The following is a 16,979-nucleotide window of genomic DNA, read 5'->3' as shown; positions in this document are numbered from 1 at the left end:
CTCACCCGACCCGTAACCGTCCCGGTCGCCGCAGGTGAACCCGCAGGCCCGGCCGGCTATCGGGAATGTTCCTCACATCGGCTGCGGCGGGTGCCGCTACCCTGGTCGGATGCCGAGCGCCCCCCACGTCGCAGCACCGCGCAGCCGGACCCGTGCGTACCTGTTGATCCTGACGGTGGCCGCGCTGCTCCTGGCCCTCGGCGCGGCTGTCGCGCTGGCCCGCGGCAGCGCGCCGGAGAGCACCGCCGGCACCTGGGTGAGCCCGGCGTCGTCCGCCGCCGCGTCGTCGCCGGCACCGGCGCCGAGCAGCAAGCCCAAGCCGGCGGCCGAGCCGCCCGACGACCTCCCGGTGATCACGTACGCGGAGGGGCCGACCGGCCTGCCCGAGGACCCGGGGGCGACCTCGCTCGACGTGCCGTCCGAGGCGCTGCGGCCGGAGAAGCGGATGGCGCTCTACGACGAGCCCGGCGGCGAACCGCGCGCCTGGCTGCCGCCGCGGATCAGCGGGCTGCCGACGGTGGCGCCGATCGTCGCGCGCGACAACGGCTGGGTGGCGGTGCTCGCGCCCTCGTCGAACCGGCGGATCGGCTGGGTGCCGGCAGCCGGCTGGAAACCCGAGCCGCTGCGCGACCACATCGTCGTCGACCTGAGCGATCACCGGCTCACCTGGCTGCGCGAGGGCGAGGAGCAGCGGTCGTGGGAGGTGTCCGTCGGCTCCGAGGAGACGCCCACCCCGCTCGGCCGCACCTTCGTGATGGGCACGACCACCACGGACGGCGCGATCTACGAGAACCTCGACGCCCTGGTGCTGGGCACGGTGCCGGAGAAGAAGGAGAACCTGGCGGCGTCGCTGCGGGGCGCGCACACCGCGATCCACGCCTGGTCACGCACGAGCGCGTTCGGGCGCAGCGTGTCCAACGGCTGCGTGCGGATGCCCGCGGCGGCCCAGCGCAAGCTCCTCAAGGAGATCGACCCGGGGACGCCGGTCATCGTGGTCGCCTGAGCAACAGCCGGACGACCGGGCGCCGGGCAGGGGAAGGTCAGGCGACGGTGCTTCGCGCGTACACCTCGAGGGAACGCACGCAGCGCAAGCGTCCCGCCGACCGCAACCCCCCACCGGTCCGCACCGCGCCGCCCACCGAGCAACGCGTCACCGGACCGCCACCGCCGGGAGCCCGGTGCGTGATCAGGCGGGCGCCGGCGCGCGGCGTGACGGGCGCGGTGCGCAGCAATTCCTTGCGGGCCTCGTCGAGCAGGTCCGGCAACGGCAGGCCGAGCGCCCGGCAGATCGCGGCGAGCACCTCCGACGACGGCTCCTTCGTGCCACGTTCCACCTCGGAGAGGTAGGGCAGCGACACCCCGGCCGCGTCGGCCACCTCCCGCAACGTGCGGCCCTGGCCCTGGCGGACCCGCCGCAGAACCGCCCCGATCACCCGGCGTAGCAATGCCATTCTCATCTCCTCGGTGCGCGCGTCAATCGCCATCATCGCGCACCGGTGCTACGAGCTGACACCCCATCGAGGACGGCGGTTCCCTCACGATCATCGCGACTGCCCTGGTGGAGAACGGTGCCACGACCGGCGCGAAGGCATGGAGCAGCTGCGCACGCAACTGCGGACCACCTCCGGCAACGCGGCCGTCCGGCAGCGGGTCAAGGCCTCGATGCGGTACGCGTGACCCGTACCCCAGCTGCCGGAGAAGGGCCCACGCGTCCACCGGCGATGGGCAACGCCGATGCCGTTCACACGGGTGGGCAACGCGGCACCCCCGGCCCGATAGGCTTCTGCGATGGCGGTCGAGGCCGTGGTGCGCGAGTTGCTCGCCGTGATCCCGGTGGGCTGCACCTGGCTGCTCCCGATCCACCGCGACGGCGAGGTCGTCGACTACCGGATCGCCGCGACGAGCGGGCAGGTCGCCGACGTCAAGGGCCGCGGCACCACACGCATCGACCAGTTGCTCAGCGAGCTCTACCCGTCCATGGTCGGCGGGCCGCTCTGGCAGCTCTACGACCGGGTGCTGCGCACCGGTGAACCGGGCCGGCTCGACGAGTTCCGCTACGAGGAACGGCAACCGGGCGTCGTCGCCGAGTCGCGTTTCGAGGTGAGCGTGCACCGCGGGCTGGGCGGGCTGCTCGTCTGGTGGCAGCGGGTCGACGAGAACCAGCGCCGCCTGGAACACACCGAGCTGCTGGGCAGTCTCGGCTGGCTGGAGTACGACCTGGCCAGCGCCCGCACCGACTGGTCACCGGGGATGTACCGGATCTTCGAACGAGCCCCGTCGCTGGGGCCGCTCACCCGCACCGCTCAGGCGCAGATCATGCTGCCGGCGGACCGGGGGCTCGCCGAGGCCGCGTGGCAGACCCTGGACAGCGGCACCACCTCCGACGTGACCGTCCGGTTCCGGATCGGCACCGGGGTGAAGCACCTGCGGATCCTTTCCGACGTGGCCCGCGACGCCACCGGCGCCCCGGTGAAGATCTACGCCGTGGTGCAGGACGTCACCGCCCGGGTCGGCACCCGCACCGAGATCGAGCGGCTCAGCGACCGGTTGCGTACCCGGGAACTCACCGCCCTGGCCGAGCACCGCCTCGCCGGCCAGTTGCAGACCCTGATCCAGCCGGTGCCACCGGGACCGTTCGCCCTGGAAGGCCTGGAAGCGATGGTCAGTTACCTGCCGGCGGAGAAGACCGTGCAGGTCGGCGGCGACTGGTACCACGCACAGGCCCTGCCGGACGGCCTCGTCGTCCTGGCCATCGGCGACGTCGCCGGGCACGGCCTGGACGCCGCCAGCGGCATGGCCCACCTGCGCTTCGCCCTGGTCGCCTGGCTGTCCATCGGCATCCGCGAACCCGGCACCCTGCTGCGCCACATGAACCGTCTCAGCACCCAGCTCGGCATCACCGGCACGGCCCTGGTCGCCGTCTACGACCCGCACACCCGCACCCTGCCCTGGGCCCGCGCCGGCCACCTGCCCCCGCTGCTCGCCCGCGCCGGCGTCCCCACCGAACTGGACCGCCCGACCGGCCTGCTGCTGGGCGCCGAACCGGAGGCGGACTACCCGGTCGCCCTGGCCCGCCTGGCACCCGGCGACCTGGTCCTGTTCTACACGGACGGCCTGGTCGAGCGCCGCACCGGAACCCGCGTCACCGAGGTGCGCGACCACCTGTCGGCCGTCTCCGCGGACCCGGGCGCCGATCCGCTGAGCCGGCTGCACCGGTTGCTGCACGCACCGAGCCCCGACGACGACACCTGCACCCTGACGGTCCGCGTGACCTCCTGACCACCCCACACCCGCAACCGGCAACCATCCGCGGGCGGGCGAAGCGGGCGGGCGGGCGAAGCGGGGCGGGCGAAGCGGCCGGGAAAAGCGGCCGGACAAGGCGGCCGGACAAGGCGGATCGGCGGCGGGTTACCGGGTCAGAGGTCGAGGCAGATGCGGACGAGGGTGCCGCCCGGGACCGTGGTCGTGTAGACGTCGTCGCAAATCCGCTCCACGATCGCCAGGCCGCGGCCGCCCACCGCCTCCGCCGACGGCATCGCGCGGCCGAACGGGCGCTCGGCACCGCGGTCGACCACGTCGCAGACGAGGCGGCCGCCGTCGACGAAGAGCCGGATGTGGCCGCCGCCCGTGGTGTGCTGCAGCGTGTTCGTGGTGAGCTCGCTGACCGCCAGGGTGAGCAGGTCGATGCGGGCCTCGCTCATGCCGAGCGCGAGGGCCCGCTCGGTCACGAAGACGCGCACCGCCCGCAGGTCGTCGGGCGCCTCGTACGACATGCCGTCACCGCCGGACGGCCCCGACGTGCCTTCGTCGCCGAACGGCCCCGGCACGGCAGCGCCACCGGACGAACCCGACCCGGCAGCATCGCCGGACGACCCGGTCATGCTGTCGCCGTCGAACGGCTCAGACATGGCGGCGCTCCTCGGCGGGGGCGCGGAGCAGGGCGCCGACACCGGTCAGTTCGAGAACGGAGGCGACCGGGCCGGCGGCGTTGACCACGTAGATGTGGGCGCCGGTGTGTTTGGCCGCGTGGTGGGCGGTGATCAGGCTGTGCACGCCGCTGGAGTCCATGAAGGTGAGCCGGGCCAGGTCGACGAAGACGGCCCGGGCGCGGGTGAGCGCGTCGAGCAGGATCGCGGTGAGGTGTTCGCGGGCGGCGAGGTCGCACTCCCCGGCGAGGGTCACGGTGATCCGGCCGGGGCCGGCGGAGGTCCGTGCCTCGAAGTTCCCCATCGGCCCGCCACACCTCCTTGACGTTGTCGCAGGACGCGGTGCCGGCCTGCCCGGCCCATCATGTCATCCGGCAGCCCGGTCCGCCCTCACCGCGGTCGACGCTTCAGCCGATGGCGTCGACAAGTGCGCCGAGCCCGCGGCCCAGGGTGTCGAGCCCGGGTGTGGGCGCGCCACCGGGCTCCCGCATGTAGATGTCGCGCCGGATCTCCACCATCAGGGCGGAGACGGCGGTGTCGCGCTGCCAGTAGGCCGACGGGACGTAACATCCGGCGAACGGACTGTTGAGCCCGATCTCCCCGGCGCCGGCGAAGGCGCCCCGGGCAGCGTCGAGCAGCCAGGGCGGGGTGTGCGCGCCCTCCGTGCCGAGGCAGATCGGTGGTCGCGGCCCGGTGCCGTGCAACTCGTAGGGCAGCGGCTCGCTCGGGTACGAGTGGATGTCGAGGATCACCGCCCGCCCGGTCGCGGCGAGCCGCTCGCCGGTCAGGGTGGTCATCGCTGCCGCGTACGGGAAGAAGTGCTCCGCCAGCAGTGCCGCGTCGCGGGCCGGATCGTCGGCACGCAGCCGCCGCCCCGCGTAGCCGTGGGTGTAGACCGGGCCCATGCCGGCGGCGAGCATCTCCTCGGTGTCGTCGGTGAACCGCTCCGGGTCGACGACCAGGCGGGACAGCCGGTTCACCAGCATCCAGGGCCGCCGGAGCGCCGCACCGGCGGCGCGGGCCGCGATCACGTCGGTCCACGCGTCGGTCAGGTTGTCCAGCTCCTCGGCGAGCTCGCCGGCGCCGAGCAGCAGCCCGGAGCCGACGACCTCGCGGGAGGCGTGCGGGACGTGCAGGATCACCGGCGAGCCGGGGTCACCGGCGACTACCTCGAATGTCACGCCGGGGAGGCTACGCGCGGGGTACGACGAAACCCCGCGCGCAGCCCGCCGATCAGGCCAGGGCCGAGCAGATCGTGTCGATCAGCAGCCGGGTGACGACGTACGGGTCGACGTTGGCGTTCGGGCGGCGGTCCTCGATGTAGCCCTTGCCGTCCTTCTCCACCTGCCACGGGATGCGCACCGACGCGCCGCGGTCGGAGACGCCGTAGCTGTACTCGGTCCACGGGGCGGTCTCGTGCAGGCCGGTGAGCCGCTGGTCGATGCCGGCGCCGTACCCGTCGACGTGCTCCTGGCGCTTCTTGCCCAGGGCCTCGGCGGCCGCGATGATCGCGTCGTAGTTCTCGCGCATCGCCTTGGTCGAGAAGTTGGTGTGCGCGCCGGCGCCGTTCCAGTCGCCCTTGACCGGCTTCGGGTCGAGGGTGGCGGAGACGCCGTGGTCCTCGGCGATGCGGTAGAGCAGCCAGCGGGCGACCCACAGCTCGTCGGCGACCTGGGGTGCGGCGACCGGGCCGATCTGGAACTCCCACTGACCCGGCATGACCTCGGCGTTGATGCCGGAGAGGTTGAGGCCGGCCGCGAGGCAGGCGTCCATGTGCTCCTCGACGATCTCCCGGCCGAAGACCTCGTCCGCGCCGACGCCGCAGTAGTAACCGCCCTGCGGGGCCGGGTAGCCGCCGCCGACCGGGAAGCCGAGCGGGCGGCCGTCCTTGAAGAAGGTGTACTCCTGCTCGATACCGAAGATCGCCTCCTGGTCGGCGAACTTCTCGGCGACCTCGCGCAGCGGCGCCCGGGTGTTCGTCGGGTGCGGGGTGCCGTCGATCAGCTCGACCTCGCACAGGACCAGGATGTTGTTGCCGCCGCGGATCGGGTCCGGGCAGACGAAGACCGGCTTGAGCACGCAGTCGGACTTGTCGCCGGGCGCCTGGTTGGTGCTGGAGCCGTCGAAGCCCCAGATGGGGGGTTCGGCACCGTCGGCCAGGATCTTGGTCTTGGAGCGCAGCTTGGCGGTGGGCTGGGTACCGTCGACCCAGAGGTATTCGGCCTTGACTGCCATTTCTCGTCTCCCCAAAAAGTAAAAATCCGGGCTTTCACCCCGAGTGCCTGCAAGCCGGGCAACCCTGACGCGGCGCGAGGATGCTATCGACCGAAGATCAAATCCACGTTTCCGATCCCGCACCTCGGACACGTGATCCCGGTAACCTTTCAGCCCCCGAATGTTTCCGCCGATGAAGTGGTCGTGACGCACTCCCTGGCCCGCTCACCAGGCGGTTTCGAACTGGGCTACCTCGCGCTCCACGCCGGTCGGCTCGTGCAGAACGCCGTCGAGCTGGCCGCCGAGCAGGCCGGGATGCCGGCCATGGACCTGCTCGCGCTCTACATCCTCGGCGAGCACGACGGGCTGACCGGCGGCGCGCTGGCCCGGTTGCTGAACGTCCAGCAGTCCTCGATCACCCCGCTCGCCGACCGGCTGGAGGCGGCCGGCCTGATCGAGCGCTCCCGTGACGAGGCCGACCGCCGCCGGGTCTGGCTCTGCCCCACCCCCGCGGGCGAGGCCGCGCTGCGCACCACCGGCCAGCTGGCACGCGATGCGGTACGGGAGTCCTTCGCCCCGCTCACCACCGGCGCCGCGACCGCCCTCGCCGCCCTGCTCGGTGAGGTGGTGGAACCGTGGCTGACCGAGATCACCGGGGCACCGCGAGCGGCTCGGCTCACCACAGGCGGCCCTGCATGAGCAGCGCGGACCGGGCGGCCGCGACGTGCGGCGTCTCCCGTACCGCCGCCCGCGTCGCCAGGTAGAGCGTGTTGATCGGCGGGTCCTCGGCCGGGTGCAGCTCGACGAGCGCGCCGGACCCCAGCTCATCGGCGATCAGGTAGCGCGGCAGGACGGTGACGCCGATCCCGGCCACCGCGGCGGCCCGCAACCCGCGCAGGTCCGGCACGACGAGCACGGCCCGCCGCGGCGGCGGGTGCCCGAGGACGTGCCGCCACCAGCGCCGGATGATCGGCAACTCCTCGGCGTAGGCCAGCAACGGCAGCCCTTCCGGGTCCCGGCCGGTGAACGCCCGCGCGCCGACCAGCACGAACTCCTCGTCGCACAGCGGTTCGGCGTGCAGACCGGCCCGCCGCGGCCGCACCGAGCTGACCACCAGGTCGAGCCGGCCGGCGGACAGGTCGGCGAGCAAGTCGTCGGCCAGACCCAGCCGGACCCGGACGCTCACCCCGCCGGCGATCACCCCCGACAGCGCCGGCAGCACCCGCGCGGTCATCAGCTCGGCCGGCCCGCCCAGGTGCAGCGTGTTCCCCGGCGAACCGCCCAGCGACCCGGCGATCCCGGCGAGCGCGTCGAGCGGGCCGTCGAGGCGCCGGGCCAGGTCGTCGGCGGCCGCGGTGGGTGTCACGCCCCGGGCGCCGCGGACGAACAGCGTCTGCCCGAGCCGCGTCTCCAGGGCCCGCAGCTGGGCGGTCACGGTCGGCTGGGAGAGGCCGAGCACCTCGGCGGCGCGGGTGAGCGTCCCGGCGCGGTGCACGGCCAGGAACGTGTGGAGCAGATCGAGCGAGACGGGTGTCGACACATCAGGAATCCTATGGCTGACCCCAATGCTTCCTCTTGGACGCTGATGGCTCGGCGAGACAGGATCGGGTCATGACTTCCACCAACAAGATCCTCATCGCCCTGACCAGCCACAGCGACCTGGGCGGCAAGCGGTCCACCGGTTACTACCTGCCCGAGGCCGCGCACCCGTGGCACGTGTTCCAGCAGGCCGGTTACACGGTCGACTTCGCCAGCGTGGCCGGCGGCGAGCCGCCGATCGACGGCGCCGACCTGTCCGACCCGGTGCAGCGCGCCTACACCGACGACGCCGAGGTGCAGGCCAAGCTGAAGAACAGCCCGAGGTTCGCCGACGTCGACCAGGCCGAGTACGACGCGATCCTCTTCGCCGGCGGGCACGGCGCGATGTGGGACTTCCCGAACGACGCCGACCTGGCCACCTTCGCCCGGGAGCTGTACGAGCGCGGCGGTGTCGTCGCCGCCGTCTGCCACGGTCCGGCCGCGCTGGCCGGCATCACGCTCTCCGACGGCACGCCGATCGTGGCCGGCAAGCGGATCGCCGCGTTCACCAACTCCGAGGAGGCCGCCGTCGGCCTGACCGACGTGGTCCCGTTCCTGCTGCAGAGCCGCCTCGAGGAGCAGGGCGGCAAGCACTCCGGCGTCGAGGACTGGCAGCCGCATGTGGTCACCGACGGCCGGCTGGTCACCGGCCAGAACCCGGCGTCGTCGGCGGGCGTGGCCGAGGCCGTCCTGGCAGTGTTGAAAGCCTGACGCCGGCGCACCGCGGAGACCCCCGGAAAGCCTGAACCCGCCGGAAATCGTGCGCACCCGGCAAGAGAACCGGGCAGCCTGAGCGAGCCGGGCCGATCGGCCCGGCTCGTCCCGACTTCCGCCCTTGCCGCACGGCCGTCCAGACACGACGATCGTGAGTAGGAACGCCGAGGAGGTGAGTGCCGTGCCCGATCACCGGATCGTGGTGGGATATGACGGCTCTCCGGACGCCCACAAGGCAGCCCGATGGGCACTGGACGAGGCAGAGCGCACGGATGCGCCGGTCGAGCTGCTCTATGCGTACGAGTGGCCGACCTACGTCCCCGCCGCCGCCATGATGCCGGCCGCCGCGGTCTACCCGGACGCGGAGACCGACGACGCCGTGGGCGACATGCTGAGCCGCGCCATCGCGAGCGCCGCCGGCACCCACCCCGGCGTCCGGGTGCACGCCCGGGTCGAGCACGGCACCGCCGCGGTGGCACTCACCCAGCGCGGTGCCGACGCCGGGCTGCTGGTGGTCGGCGGTCCCCGCCACTCCGGGATGCGCGCGCTGCTCGGCTCGACGGCCGCCTCGGTCAGTACGCACGCCCGCTGCCCGGTGGTGGTGGTCCGCGGCGAACCCCGCGCCACCGATCCGGTGCTGGCCGGCGTCGACGACTCCCCCGCCGCCGCGACGGTGCTCGGTTTCGCGTTCGAACAGGCCGCGGTCCGCGGCGTGCCGGTCCGCGCGGTGCACGGCTGGCCGGTGCCGGACGGCGGGCGCGACCTGCTCTGCGAGCGCAACCTGGAGGCGGTCGCCGCCGAGCGTCACCGGCTCGACGAGATCGTCGCCTGCTGGCGGCGCCGGTTCCCTTCGGTGCCGGTGACCACCGAGGTGCTGGTCGGCCCGCCCGGTGAGGTCCTGGCCGAGGCGGCCGCGGGCGCCCAGCTGGTGGTGGCCGGCGCCCGGGTGCGCCGGATGCTGCGGATGACGCTGCACGGCTCGGTCGGCCGGCAGCTGCTGCACCGGGCCCGGTGCAGCATCGCCCTGGTGCAGGGCACAACGCCCGCGGCGTAGTCCGCTCTCAGCCGGTCAGCACTCGGCCTTGCCGAGGCGCCAGTAACCCATGAAGGCGACCGCGCGCCGGTCGACGCCGCAGCCGGTCACCAGATGGCGGCGCAGCGACTTGATCACCGCCGCTTCGCCGGCCAGCCAGGCGTAGAAGCCGTCGATCGTCGTTTCGGTGCCGTCCGGCACCTCCCACAGGATGTCGTTGTCGACGTCGACGTCCTCCAGCACCGCGCCCACCGGCTTGGTGCAGTCGCCGAGCAGGCGCTGGGCCGCGGCCTCGACCTCCGGGATCAGGTGGGTGCCGTGCGCGGCGCCGTCGCGGGCGAGCCAGGTGACCCGGAAGCCCGCCGGTGCGGTGATCGCCAGGCGGTCGGCCCCCTCGGGGACCTCGAGCACGGCCTCACCGCAGGCGTCGGCGGGCAGCTTGCTCAGGATCGAGGCGATCGCCGGGACCGCGGTCTCGTCGCCGCCGAGCAGGATGCGGCGGGTGCCCGCGGGCGGGTGGAAGTCGATGCCACCGGAGGTGCCGGCGAAGTCCGCGTTCGGGCCCATCAACCGGGCCTGCGAACCGGGCCGGGCGTTGACCGCCCAGCGCGACGCCGGGCCGCTCACCCCGTGCAGCACCATGTCGACGTCGACCTCACGCAGCTCCCGGCGCACGGCGCGGACCGTGTAGGTGCGGATCGGGTTGCGCTGCTCGTCGGGCAGGCAGCGCCACTGCGTGTACCAGTCGAGGCCCTCGGGCAGGTGCGCGAAACCGGAGTCGTCGAGCGGCGGGATCAGTTTGATCCGCTGGTCGAACCCGTTGTCGGCGAACCGGTCCAGGTCGGCGCCGGTGAAGGTCACCCGCACGAAGTTCGGGCTCAACCGGGTGACCCGGGCCACCTCGGCTTCGAAGAAGCGGAACGGGGTCGCCACGGTCGGCACGGCGGTCTGGGTCACGGAAGCCTCCCAGGCATCGCGATTAGGTAACCCTAACCTAATCGGTCGGCGGGCGGCTGTCACGGGCACCCCCTGCTCCCGTTCTGCAACTACCACATTCCTGCTGGTCGCAGTGGTCGGACCGATGAGGGGTGTCCCAGCGACGAAGGAGCCGAGATGCCGCAGTCCTCGACCACGATCACGTTCAGCGACGCCGAAGCGGGCGGCCTGTGGCGGGTGGAGGACTGGGCTGCCGCGCTGGAGCCCCCGACCGTGCTGGTCGTCGAGGACGACGAGGAGATCCGGGAGCGGATCGCCGAGGAGCTGCGTGCTGCCGGGTACCGCGCCCTGGTGACCGACAACGGGCGCACCGCCATGGCGCTGGCCGCCGGCGAGCGGCCGAACCTGATCGTCCTGGACGTGACGACCCGCAAGCTCAACGGCCTCGGCTTCTGCTATGAGCTGCACTCGTCACCGGAGACCGCGCGGATCCCGGTGATCATCTGCGGCGACGGCGAACCCTCCGACATGGAGCTGGGCCGCGTCGTGGGCGCCGAGGACTACCTGGTCAAGCCGTTCGCCCCGGCCGACCTGCTGGCCCGGGTGAGCGCCCTGATCCCCGTCTGACCGGCTTGATGCTGTTCAAGAACTGACAGCGCGGACGTCCGATGGGTGCCAGAGTGCGCAGTATCCGATGGTTGCCGCCTGAGGAGATGTGAGATGACCGAACCCGTTCGCGCCGAACTGCGCCGATCGAGCGGCTTCGCCGGTCGATCGCTGCACGTGGTGATGGACTCCCGGACCCTGCCCGCCGACCAAGCCCGCCAACTCGTCCAACTCGTCCGATCCCTCGACCTCACCAGCATCGGCGCGATGATCATGGCGCCGTGCACCGCCGACCTGCTCCGTTACGACCTGTCCGTCCAATGCGGTGGCCGGCACTGGCGGGGCACGGTGGCCGAACCCACCGTGCCCGCCGAGCTACGCCCGTTGATCCAGTTCCTGACCGAGGCCGCGATGGTCAGGCGCTGACGTACTCCGCGAGGTGCCGGCCGGTCAGCGTGGAGCGGTCCGCCACGAGATCGGCCGGCGTCCCCTCGAACACCACCCGGCCGCCGTCGTGCCCGGCGCCCGGACCGAGGTCGATGATCCAGTCGGCGTGCGCCATCACGGCCTGGTGGTGCTCGATCACGATCACCGACTTGCCGGCGTCGACGAGCCGGTCCAGCAGGCCGAGCAGGTGGTCCACGTCGGCCAGGTGCAGACCGGTGGTCGGCTCGTCGAGCACGTAGACGCCACCCTTGCCACCCATGTGCGTGGCCAGTTTGAGACGCTGCCGCTCGCCGCCGGAGAGGGTGGTCAGCGGCTGGCCCAGGCTGAGGTACCCGAGGCCCACGTCGGCGAGCCGCGTGAGAACCGCGTGCGCCGCCGGTGTCCGCGCGTCGCCGGCGCCGAAGAACTCCTCCGCCTCGGTCACCGACATCGCCAGGACCTCGCTGATGTCCCGGCCGCCGAACCTGTACTCCAGCACCGCGGCCTGGAACCGCTTGCCCTCGCATTCCTCGCACGGCGTCGCGACACCGGCCATGATGCCCAGGTCGGTGTAGATCACGCCGGCGCCGTTGCAGGTCGGGCAGGCGCCTTCGGAGTTCGCGCTGAACAGCGCCGGCTTCACCCCGTTCGCCTTGGCGAAGGCTTTGCGGATCGGTTCCAGCAGCCCGGTGTACGTTGCCGGGTTGCTCCGCCGCGAGCCCCGGATCGCCGCCTGGTCGACCGAGACCACGCCCGCGCCGGCCGGGATCGAGCCGTGGATCAGGGAGCTCTTGCCGGAACCGGCCACCCCGGTCACCACGACCAGGACGCCAAGCGGCACGTCGACGCTCACGTCCCGCAGGTTGTGGGTGCTCGCGCCGCGGATATCCAGGGCGCCGGTGGGGGTACGGACCTTGTCCTTCAGGGTGGCCCGGTCGTCCAGGTGCCGGCCGGTCAGGGTGCCGCTGGCGCGGAGGCCGTCGAGCGTACCCTCGAAACAGATCGTGCCGCCGGCCGTGCCGGCGCCCGGACCGAGATCGATCACCCGGTCGGCGATCGCGATGGCCTCCGGTTTGTGCTCCACCACCAGGACCGTGTTGCCCTTGTCGCGCAGCCGCAGCAGCAGCTCGTTCATCCGCTGGATGTCGTGCGGGTGCAGCCCGATCGTCGGCTCGTCGAAGACGTAGGTGACGTCGGTCAGCGCCGAACCCAGGTGCCGGATCATCTTGGTCCGCTGCGCCTCCCCGCCGGAGAGGGTGCCCGAGGGGCGGTCCAGGGAGAGGTAGCCGAGCCCGATCTCGACGAACGAGTCGAGCGTGTGCCGGAGCTTGCCGAGCAGCGGCGCCACCGACGGCTCGTCGAGGCCACTCACCCACGCCGCCAGGTCGCTGATCTGCATGGCGCAGGCGTCGGCGATGCTGATCCCGGCGATCTTCGACGACCGGGCCGGCGCGCTGAGCCGGCTGCCGCCGCACTCCGGGCAGGTGGTGAATGTGATCGCCCGCTCCACGAAGGCACGGATGTGCGGCTGCATCGCGTCCACGTCCTTGGACAGGAACGACTTCTGGATCTGCGGGATCAGACCGAGGTACGTCAGGTTGATCCCGTCGACCTTGATCTTCGTGGCCTCCTTGTAGAGGAGGGCGTCCAGCTCCTTCTTCGTGAACTCCTTGATCGGCTTGTCCGGGTCGAAGAACCCGCAACCCCGGAAGATCCGGCCGGACCAGCCGTCCATGCTGTACCCGGGGATAGTCATCGCGCCCTCGTTGAGCGACTTGCTGTCGTCGTAGAGCGCGGTCAGATCGAAGTCGGTCACCGAGCCGCGGCCCTCGCAGCGCGGGCACATGCCGCCGGTCACGCTGAACGAACGGCGCTCCTTGGTGGTCCGGCCGTCCTTCTCGATCGTCACGGCCCCCGCGCCGGAGATCGAGGCGACGTTGAAGGAGAACGCCTGCGGCGACCCCACGTGCGGCTGCCCGAGCCGGCTGAACAGGATCCGCAGCATCGCGTTGGCGTCGGTGGCCGTGCCGACCGTGGACCGCGGATCCGAGCCCATCCGCTCCTGATCCACGATGATCGCCGTGGTCAGCCCGTCGAGCACGTCCACGTCCGGCCGGGCCAGCGGCGGCATGAAGCCCTGCAGGAAGGCGCTGTAGGTCTCGTTGATCATCCGCTGTGACTCGGCCGCGATCGTGCCGAACACCAGCGAGCTCTTGCCCGAACCGGAGACCCCGGTGAAGACGGTGAGGCGCCGCTTCGGGATCTCGACGGTCACGTCCTTGAGGTTGTTCACCCGCGCGCCCTGCACCCGGATCAGATCATGACTGTCCGCGACGTGTGTCTCCGTGCTCATCGTGTCCCCTCGTTCGCCCAGCGCCGTCAACCGTAGTCACGCTAGACGCGCCGCGTGGTCCCTTGCTTCTCGATTTCTGCCCGTTGTTCTCCTCAACTCCTTACCGGGTACGCCGATCGGAGGCTCCCACGGATCCCCTTCTTCCTCAGGCAGGCCGATGAGCGCCAAGCACCGCTACGCCACCACTTCCGCCCTGTTCGCCGCCGGATACCTCGCCGTCGCGTACACCGCGGCCGGCCCGTTGTCGATGAGCCCGATCATGCTGCCGGCCCTGGCTGTCGGCGCCCTGTGGTTGCTGGCGCAGGCCGGGTACGGCCGCTTCCGCCTCGACGTCATCATGCTGACCACCGCGGCCGCCGTCGCGGCCACGCTGAACGGGGCCGGGTTCCTGCTGGCTTTGACGTACGCCGTGGTCGCCGCCATCCCGGCCGTGCTGTTCGCGATGGCGATGAACCGGCTGCTGCCCGGCTGGTGGCTCGGTCACGGCGACCGCTTCCGCGCCCGCGGATTCGTCTTCGGCCGGCTCGCCACCGCCTCCGCGCTCGCCGCCGTGGCGAACGCCGTGCTGCTGGCCGTCGTCGACGCGGACACCGCTTCCGCCGGCGCCGTGTTCCACGCCGCCCGGGACACCCTGCTGGTCATGCTCATGGTGTGGGCGGCCCGGTCGTACCGTCTGAGCAAGGAGCCCCGGCGCGGCGGCCTGTCCGTCGTCCGCTGACGACGTGAGCAATCTCGGCTGACACCCCGTCGTGTCAAGTCTTGGACATCGCAAGGCCTACTGTCCGATTAGCGTCGGTTCCAGAGCGTGAATGAACGGCATCGCAGGGTTGGACAGTGCAGGAGCAGGGGCATACCCCGACATAACCCCAAGGCAGTGCATCCTGAGAGGTGAGCGATGACCACCACGGACCAGACCACGCAACTGACCACCGGTTCCGCGTACGACGAAGAGACCCGCTCGCGCGCCCGCCAAGCGGTGACCACCGCCCGCACCAAGGCGACCGCGGCCGGCCAGGCCGCCCGCCGCAACCCGAAGTCCACGACCGCCGGCTTCCTGGCTCTCGCCGGCGCCGCCGTGGCAGCCGTGCTGATGGGGCGCCGTCGCTCCGCCGCCAAGGCAGCCACCCCACGAAACCGGCTGACCGCCCTGCTCCATCGCTGACCCCTGACCTCCGCGCCCCACCTGCCGCCGCCCGGCCCGCCCGGGCGGCGGCAGGCTTCTGTCAGGCCCGCTCCTCGCTCACGTCCGCTCCTAGCTCAGGCCCGTTCCTCGCTCACGTCCGCTCTCCCGTGATGTAGTCGGCGAGGGTGCTCCGCTCGGTCTCGAGCTCGTCGATGCGGAACTTGACCACATCCCCGATGCTCACCACCCCGCCGAGCGCGCCGCCGACCACCACCGGGACATGCCGGAACCGCCGCTCGGTCATCAACCGCTCGACGTCCTCCAGCTGGGCATCCGGTTCCACCGTCCGGACCTGTGTCGTCTGGATGGCGCTGACCGGTTCGCCCAGCACCCCCGCACCCCGCGCGGCGAGGGCCCGCACGATGTCCCGCTCACTGACGATGCCCTCCACCGCCGTCCCGTCCCGCGACACCACCACCGCACCGATCCGATGCTGTGCGAGAACCTCGAGGAGTTGCTCCACCGGCGTACCCGGCGGCACCGTGACCACCTGATCACCTTTGACTCGGAGAATGTCACTGATCCGCATCGTCCCTCCCTGCACTGGGTCGGCACCGTACCCACCTCTATGCCGGAGCCCTCACTCCCTGTCAAGAAGGACAAACCACAAACCCGCCAGGTGGTACGCCCACACCCCCTCCCACCCGCCGAAGCCCCAATTGCCACTTCACGCACGCCCACCGACCAGGAGTCCCGATGCTCCTCGACATCCGGCCGTACCGGGTCCACGTCCCCGACGCCGACCTCGCTGACCTACGAACCCGGCTGGCCGGCACCCGCTGGCCGAACCGGCGCCCACGCCCGGCTGGGAGCAGGGGATGCCCCTGGACGTGATGCGCGACCTGTGCCGGTACTGGGCCGAGGAGTACGACTGGCGGGCCACCGAGGCGCGGCTCAACGCGGTGCCGCAGTACCTCGTCGGCGTGAACGGCCTGCGGGTGCACGTCGTGCGCGCCCGGTCCCCGTACCCCGGAGCACTGCCCTTGATCCTCACCCACGGCTGGCCCGGCTCGGTGCTGGAACTCGTCGGCCTGATCGGGGCGCTGACCGACCCGGTGCGTCACGGCGGTGCACCCGAGGACGCCTTCGACGTGGTGATTCCGTCCCTGCCCGGGTACGGCTTGAGCGACAAACCCACCACCCCCGGCTGGGGTGTCGAACGGATCGGGCACGGACACGGACACGGACACGCCTGAGGTCAGACCCGCGACCGACTACCCAGCACTGGACGGCCTCGATGACTGGACCCCCACGGCAGGGGCGCAAGCGAAGCGTCGCATCAGCGATATCCAACAGCTTTCACCGAGCCACCCAGTCCCTGCACGACGCTGGTGCCGACGCAACCGATCCGATCCCGGCCGCCTTCAAGACCCGGTACGCCCTGCTGGCAACGCTCCTGTGCTCGATCGCCACCGGACTGTTGAATCCAACCCACTACCGACAGCAGCTCACGATCTCCCACAAAAATAGGCCACACCGACGCGATGGAGCGATCCAAGGTTCTGCGACAAGATGTTGATCTGCTAGCGCTACGAAATCGCTGTGATCAAGGCCCCGAAACCGCAATTTCGCATCGCTAGCAGATCAACATCGCCCATCCACCAGGGCCCGCCGGTCTCGCTCAAGCCGTAACGGAGACCGGTGTCGTTCAAGCCGTAACGGAGGCCGCACCCCACCGCCCGGGCCGCGTAGTGTCGCGGATCCGTGAATGGCGGCAGCCGGCGCAAGGTACCGAGGTTGTGGGGCGGGGATGGTCCACGCAGGGATCAAGCCTGACCGCCCGGAGTGGGGCCATCCCCGCCCCACAACCGTCCCCGCCCGCGTCGTGAACGCCAACGATAAAAAGCCGCCGGGGAACACAGAAAGGCCCACCCCCGAAGGGATGGGCCTTTCCATACGTTGAGTCCGGCGGCGTCCTACTCTCCCACACCCTCCCGAGTGCAGTACCATCGGCGCTGGAGGGCTTAGCTACCGGGTTCGGAATGTAACCGGGCGTTTCCCCTCCGCTAT

18 protein-coding genes, 1 rRNA gene and 1 pseudogene are annotated in these 16,979 nt (G+C 71.6%); 10 read left to right on the top strand and 10 right to left on the bottom strand.

Going from position 1 to position 16,979, the window contains the following annotated elements:
• The first annotated feature begins 109 nt into the window (after nucleotides 1-109).
• Complete coding sequence (locus LPA41_RS34885; protein WP_229075513.1) at nucleotides 110-1,003, top strand: L,D-transpeptidase; 894 nt, start codon at nucleotides 110-112, stop codon at nucleotides 1,001-1,003.
• A 115-nt stretch (nucleotides 1,004-1,118) separates the two neighbouring features.
• Here LPA41_RS34885 and LPA41_RS34880 read toward each other — a convergent pair.
• Nucleotides 1,119-1,451 (bottom strand): annotated as a pseudogene (locus LPA41_RS34880) (helix-turn-helix domain-containing protein); the annotation flags it as partial.
• A gap of 337 nt (nucleotides 1,452-1,788) precedes the next feature.
• Here LPA41_RS34880 and LPA41_RS34875 point away from each other — a divergent pair.
• Nucleotides 1,789-3,279 (top strand): PP2C family protein-serine/threonine phosphatase, encoded by a 1,491-nt coding sequence (locus LPA41_RS34875; RefSeq protein WP_229075512.1) that lies wholly within the window; start codon nucleotides 1,789-1,791, stop codon nucleotides 3,277-3,279.
• A gap of 137 nt (nucleotides 3,280-3,416) precedes the next feature.
• On the opposite strand, the gene LPA41_RS34870 is transcribed toward LPA41_RS34875, so the two are convergent.
• The 4 genes from LPA41_RS34870 to glnII all read right to left on the bottom strand — a co-directional run bounded on the left by LPA41_RS34870 (nucleotide 3,417) and on the right by glnII (nucleotide 6,161).
• Nucleotides 3,417-3,908: an ATP-binding protein gene (locus tag LPA41_RS34870; protein ID WP_229075511.1), complete on the bottom strand. Its 492-nt coding sequence runs from the start codon at nucleotides 3,906-3,908 to the stop codon at nucleotides 3,417-3,419.
• A complete protein-coding gene (locus LPA41_RS34865) occupies nucleotides 3,901-4,230 on the bottom strand; it encodes an STAS domain-containing protein (RefSeq protein WP_229075510.1) in 330 nt (109 codons plus the stop codon). The genes LPA41_RS34870 and LPA41_RS34865 overlap by 8 nt, the downstream gene beginning before the upstream one ends.
• 103 nt (nucleotides 4,231-4,333) lie before the next feature.
• The gene (locus LPA41_RS34860) at nucleotides 4,334-5,107 is read right to left on the bottom strand and encodes an N-formylglutamate amidohydrolase (RefSeq protein WP_229075509.1); all 774 of its coding nucleotides are present in this window, start codon (nucleotides 5,105-5,107) and stop codon (nucleotides 4,334-4,336) included.
• A 52-nt stretch (nucleotides 5,108-5,159) separates the two neighbouring features.
• A complete protein-coding gene (gene glnII, locus LPA41_RS34855) occupies nucleotides 5,160-6,161 on the bottom strand; it encodes a glutamine synthetase (RefSeq protein WP_229075508.1) in 1,002 nt (333 codons plus the stop codon).
• A gap of 183 nt (nucleotides 6,162-6,344) precedes the next feature.
• Here glnII and LPA41_RS34850 point away from each other — a divergent pair, with 183 nt between their 5' ends.
• Nucleotides 6,345-6,839: a MarR family winged helix-turn-helix transcriptional regulator gene (locus LPA41_RS34850; RefSeq protein WP_229075507.1), complete on the top strand. Its 495-nt coding sequence runs from the start codon at nucleotides 6,345-6,347 to the stop codon at nucleotides 6,837-6,839.
• Here LPA41_RS34850 and LPA41_RS34845 read toward each other — a convergent pair.
• Entirely contained in the window at nucleotides 6,817-7,680 is an 864-nt protein-coding gene (locus LPA41_RS34845; protein ID WP_229075506.1) for a LysR family transcriptional regulator, read from the bottom strand. The two genes, LPA41_RS34850 and LPA41_RS34845, sit on opposite strands and share 23 nt — an antisense overlap.
• A gap of 71 nt (nucleotides 7,681-7,751) precedes the next feature.
• On the opposite strand from LPA41_RS34845, the gene LPA41_RS34840 reads away from it, so the two are divergent.
• Nucleotides 7,752-8,429 (top strand): type 1 glutamine amidotransferase domain-containing protein, encoded by a 678-nt coding sequence (locus LPA41_RS34840; protein WP_229075505.1) that lies wholly within the window; start codon nucleotides 7,752-7,754, stop codon nucleotides 8,427-8,429.
• Between the two features lie 154 nt (nucleotides 8,430-8,583).
• Nucleotides 8,584-9,486: a universal stress protein gene (locus LPA41_RS34835; RefSeq protein WP_229075504.1), complete on the top strand. Its 903-nt coding sequence runs from the start codon at nucleotides 8,584-8,586 to the stop codon at nucleotides 9,484-9,486.
• Between the two features lie 15 nt (nucleotides 9,487-9,501).
• Here the strand turns inward: LPA41_RS34835 and LPA41_RS34830 are convergent, their stop codons facing one another.
• On the bottom strand, nucleotides 9,502-10,422 hold the full coding sequence (locus LPA41_RS34830) for a siderophore-interacting protein (protein WP_229075503.1): 921 nt from the start codon (nucleotides 10,420-10,422) through the stop codon (nucleotides 9,502-9,504).
• A gap of 156 nt (nucleotides 10,423-10,578) precedes the next feature.
• Here LPA41_RS34830 and LPA41_RS34825 point away from each other — a divergent pair, with 156 nt between their 5' ends.
• Nucleotides 10,579-11,028 carry a response regulator transcription factor gene (locus tag LPA41_RS34825; RefSeq protein ID WP_229075502.1) on the top strand — a complete coding sequence of 150 codons (450 nt, stop codon included), beginning with the start codon at nucleotides 10,579-10,581 and terminating at the stop codon, nucleotides 11,026-11,028.
• 93 nt (nucleotides 11,029-11,121) lie between these two features.
• Nucleotides 11,122-11,433, top strand: coding sequence for a protealysin inhibitor emfourin (locus LPA41_RS34820; protein WP_229075501.1), 312 nt, complete (start codon nucleotides 11,122-11,124; stop codon nucleotides 11,431-11,433).
• Here the strand turns inward: LPA41_RS34820 and LPA41_RS34815 are convergent.
• Entirely contained in the window at nucleotides 11,423-13,786 is a 2,364-nt protein-coding gene (locus tag LPA41_RS34815; RefSeq protein ID WP_229075500.1) for an excinuclease ABC subunit UvrA, read from the bottom strand. The genes LPA41_RS34820 and LPA41_RS34815 overlap by 11 nt on opposite strands.
• 157 nt (nucleotides 13,787-13,943) lie before the next feature.
• Here LPA41_RS34815 and LPA41_RS34810 point away from each other — a divergent pair, with 157 nt between their 5' ends.
• Nucleotides 13,944-14,504 (top strand): hypothetical protein, encoded by a 561-nt coding sequence (locus LPA41_RS34810; protein WP_229075499.1) that lies wholly within the window; start codon nucleotides 13,944-13,946, stop codon nucleotides 14,502-14,504.
• Between the two features lie 177 nt (nucleotides 14,505-14,681).
• Complete coding sequence (locus LPA41_RS34805) at nucleotides 14,682-14,948, top strand: hypothetical protein (protein WP_229075498.1); 267 nt, start codon at nucleotides 14,682-14,684, stop codon at nucleotides 14,946-14,948.
• A 112-nt stretch (nucleotides 14,949-15,060) separates the two neighbouring features.
• Here the strand turns inward: LPA41_RS34805 and LPA41_RS34800 are convergent, their stop codons facing one another.
• Nucleotides 15,061-15,498: a CBS domain-containing protein gene (locus LPA41_RS34800; protein WP_229075497.1), complete on the bottom strand. Its 438-nt coding sequence runs from the start codon at nucleotides 15,496-15,498 to the stop codon at nucleotides 15,061-15,063.
• A 250-nt stretch (nucleotides 15,499-15,748) separates the two neighbouring features.
• Here LPA41_RS34800 and LPA41_RS34795 point away from each other — a divergent pair, with 250 nt between their 5' ends.
• A complete protein-coding gene (locus LPA41_RS34795) occupies nucleotides 15,749-16,165 on the top strand; it encodes an epoxide hydrolase (RefSeq protein WP_255691130.1) in 417 nt (138 codons plus the stop codon).
• Between the two features lie 707 nt (nucleotides 16,166-16,872).
• On the opposite strand, the gene rrf is transcribed toward LPA41_RS34795, so the two are convergent.
• Nucleotides 16,873-16,979, bottom strand: a 5S ribosomal RNA gene (gene rrf / locus LPA41_RS34790); the annotation flags it as partial.

Source organism: Actinoplanes sp. DH11 (genome assembly GCF_020873875.1).
GTDB lineage: Bacteria > Actinomycetota > Actinomycetes > Mycobacteriales > Micromonosporaceae > Actinoplanes.
The sequence above is the reverse complement of the archived record's forward strand: the minus strand, read 5'-3'. Positions and strand labels throughout refer to the sequence as shown.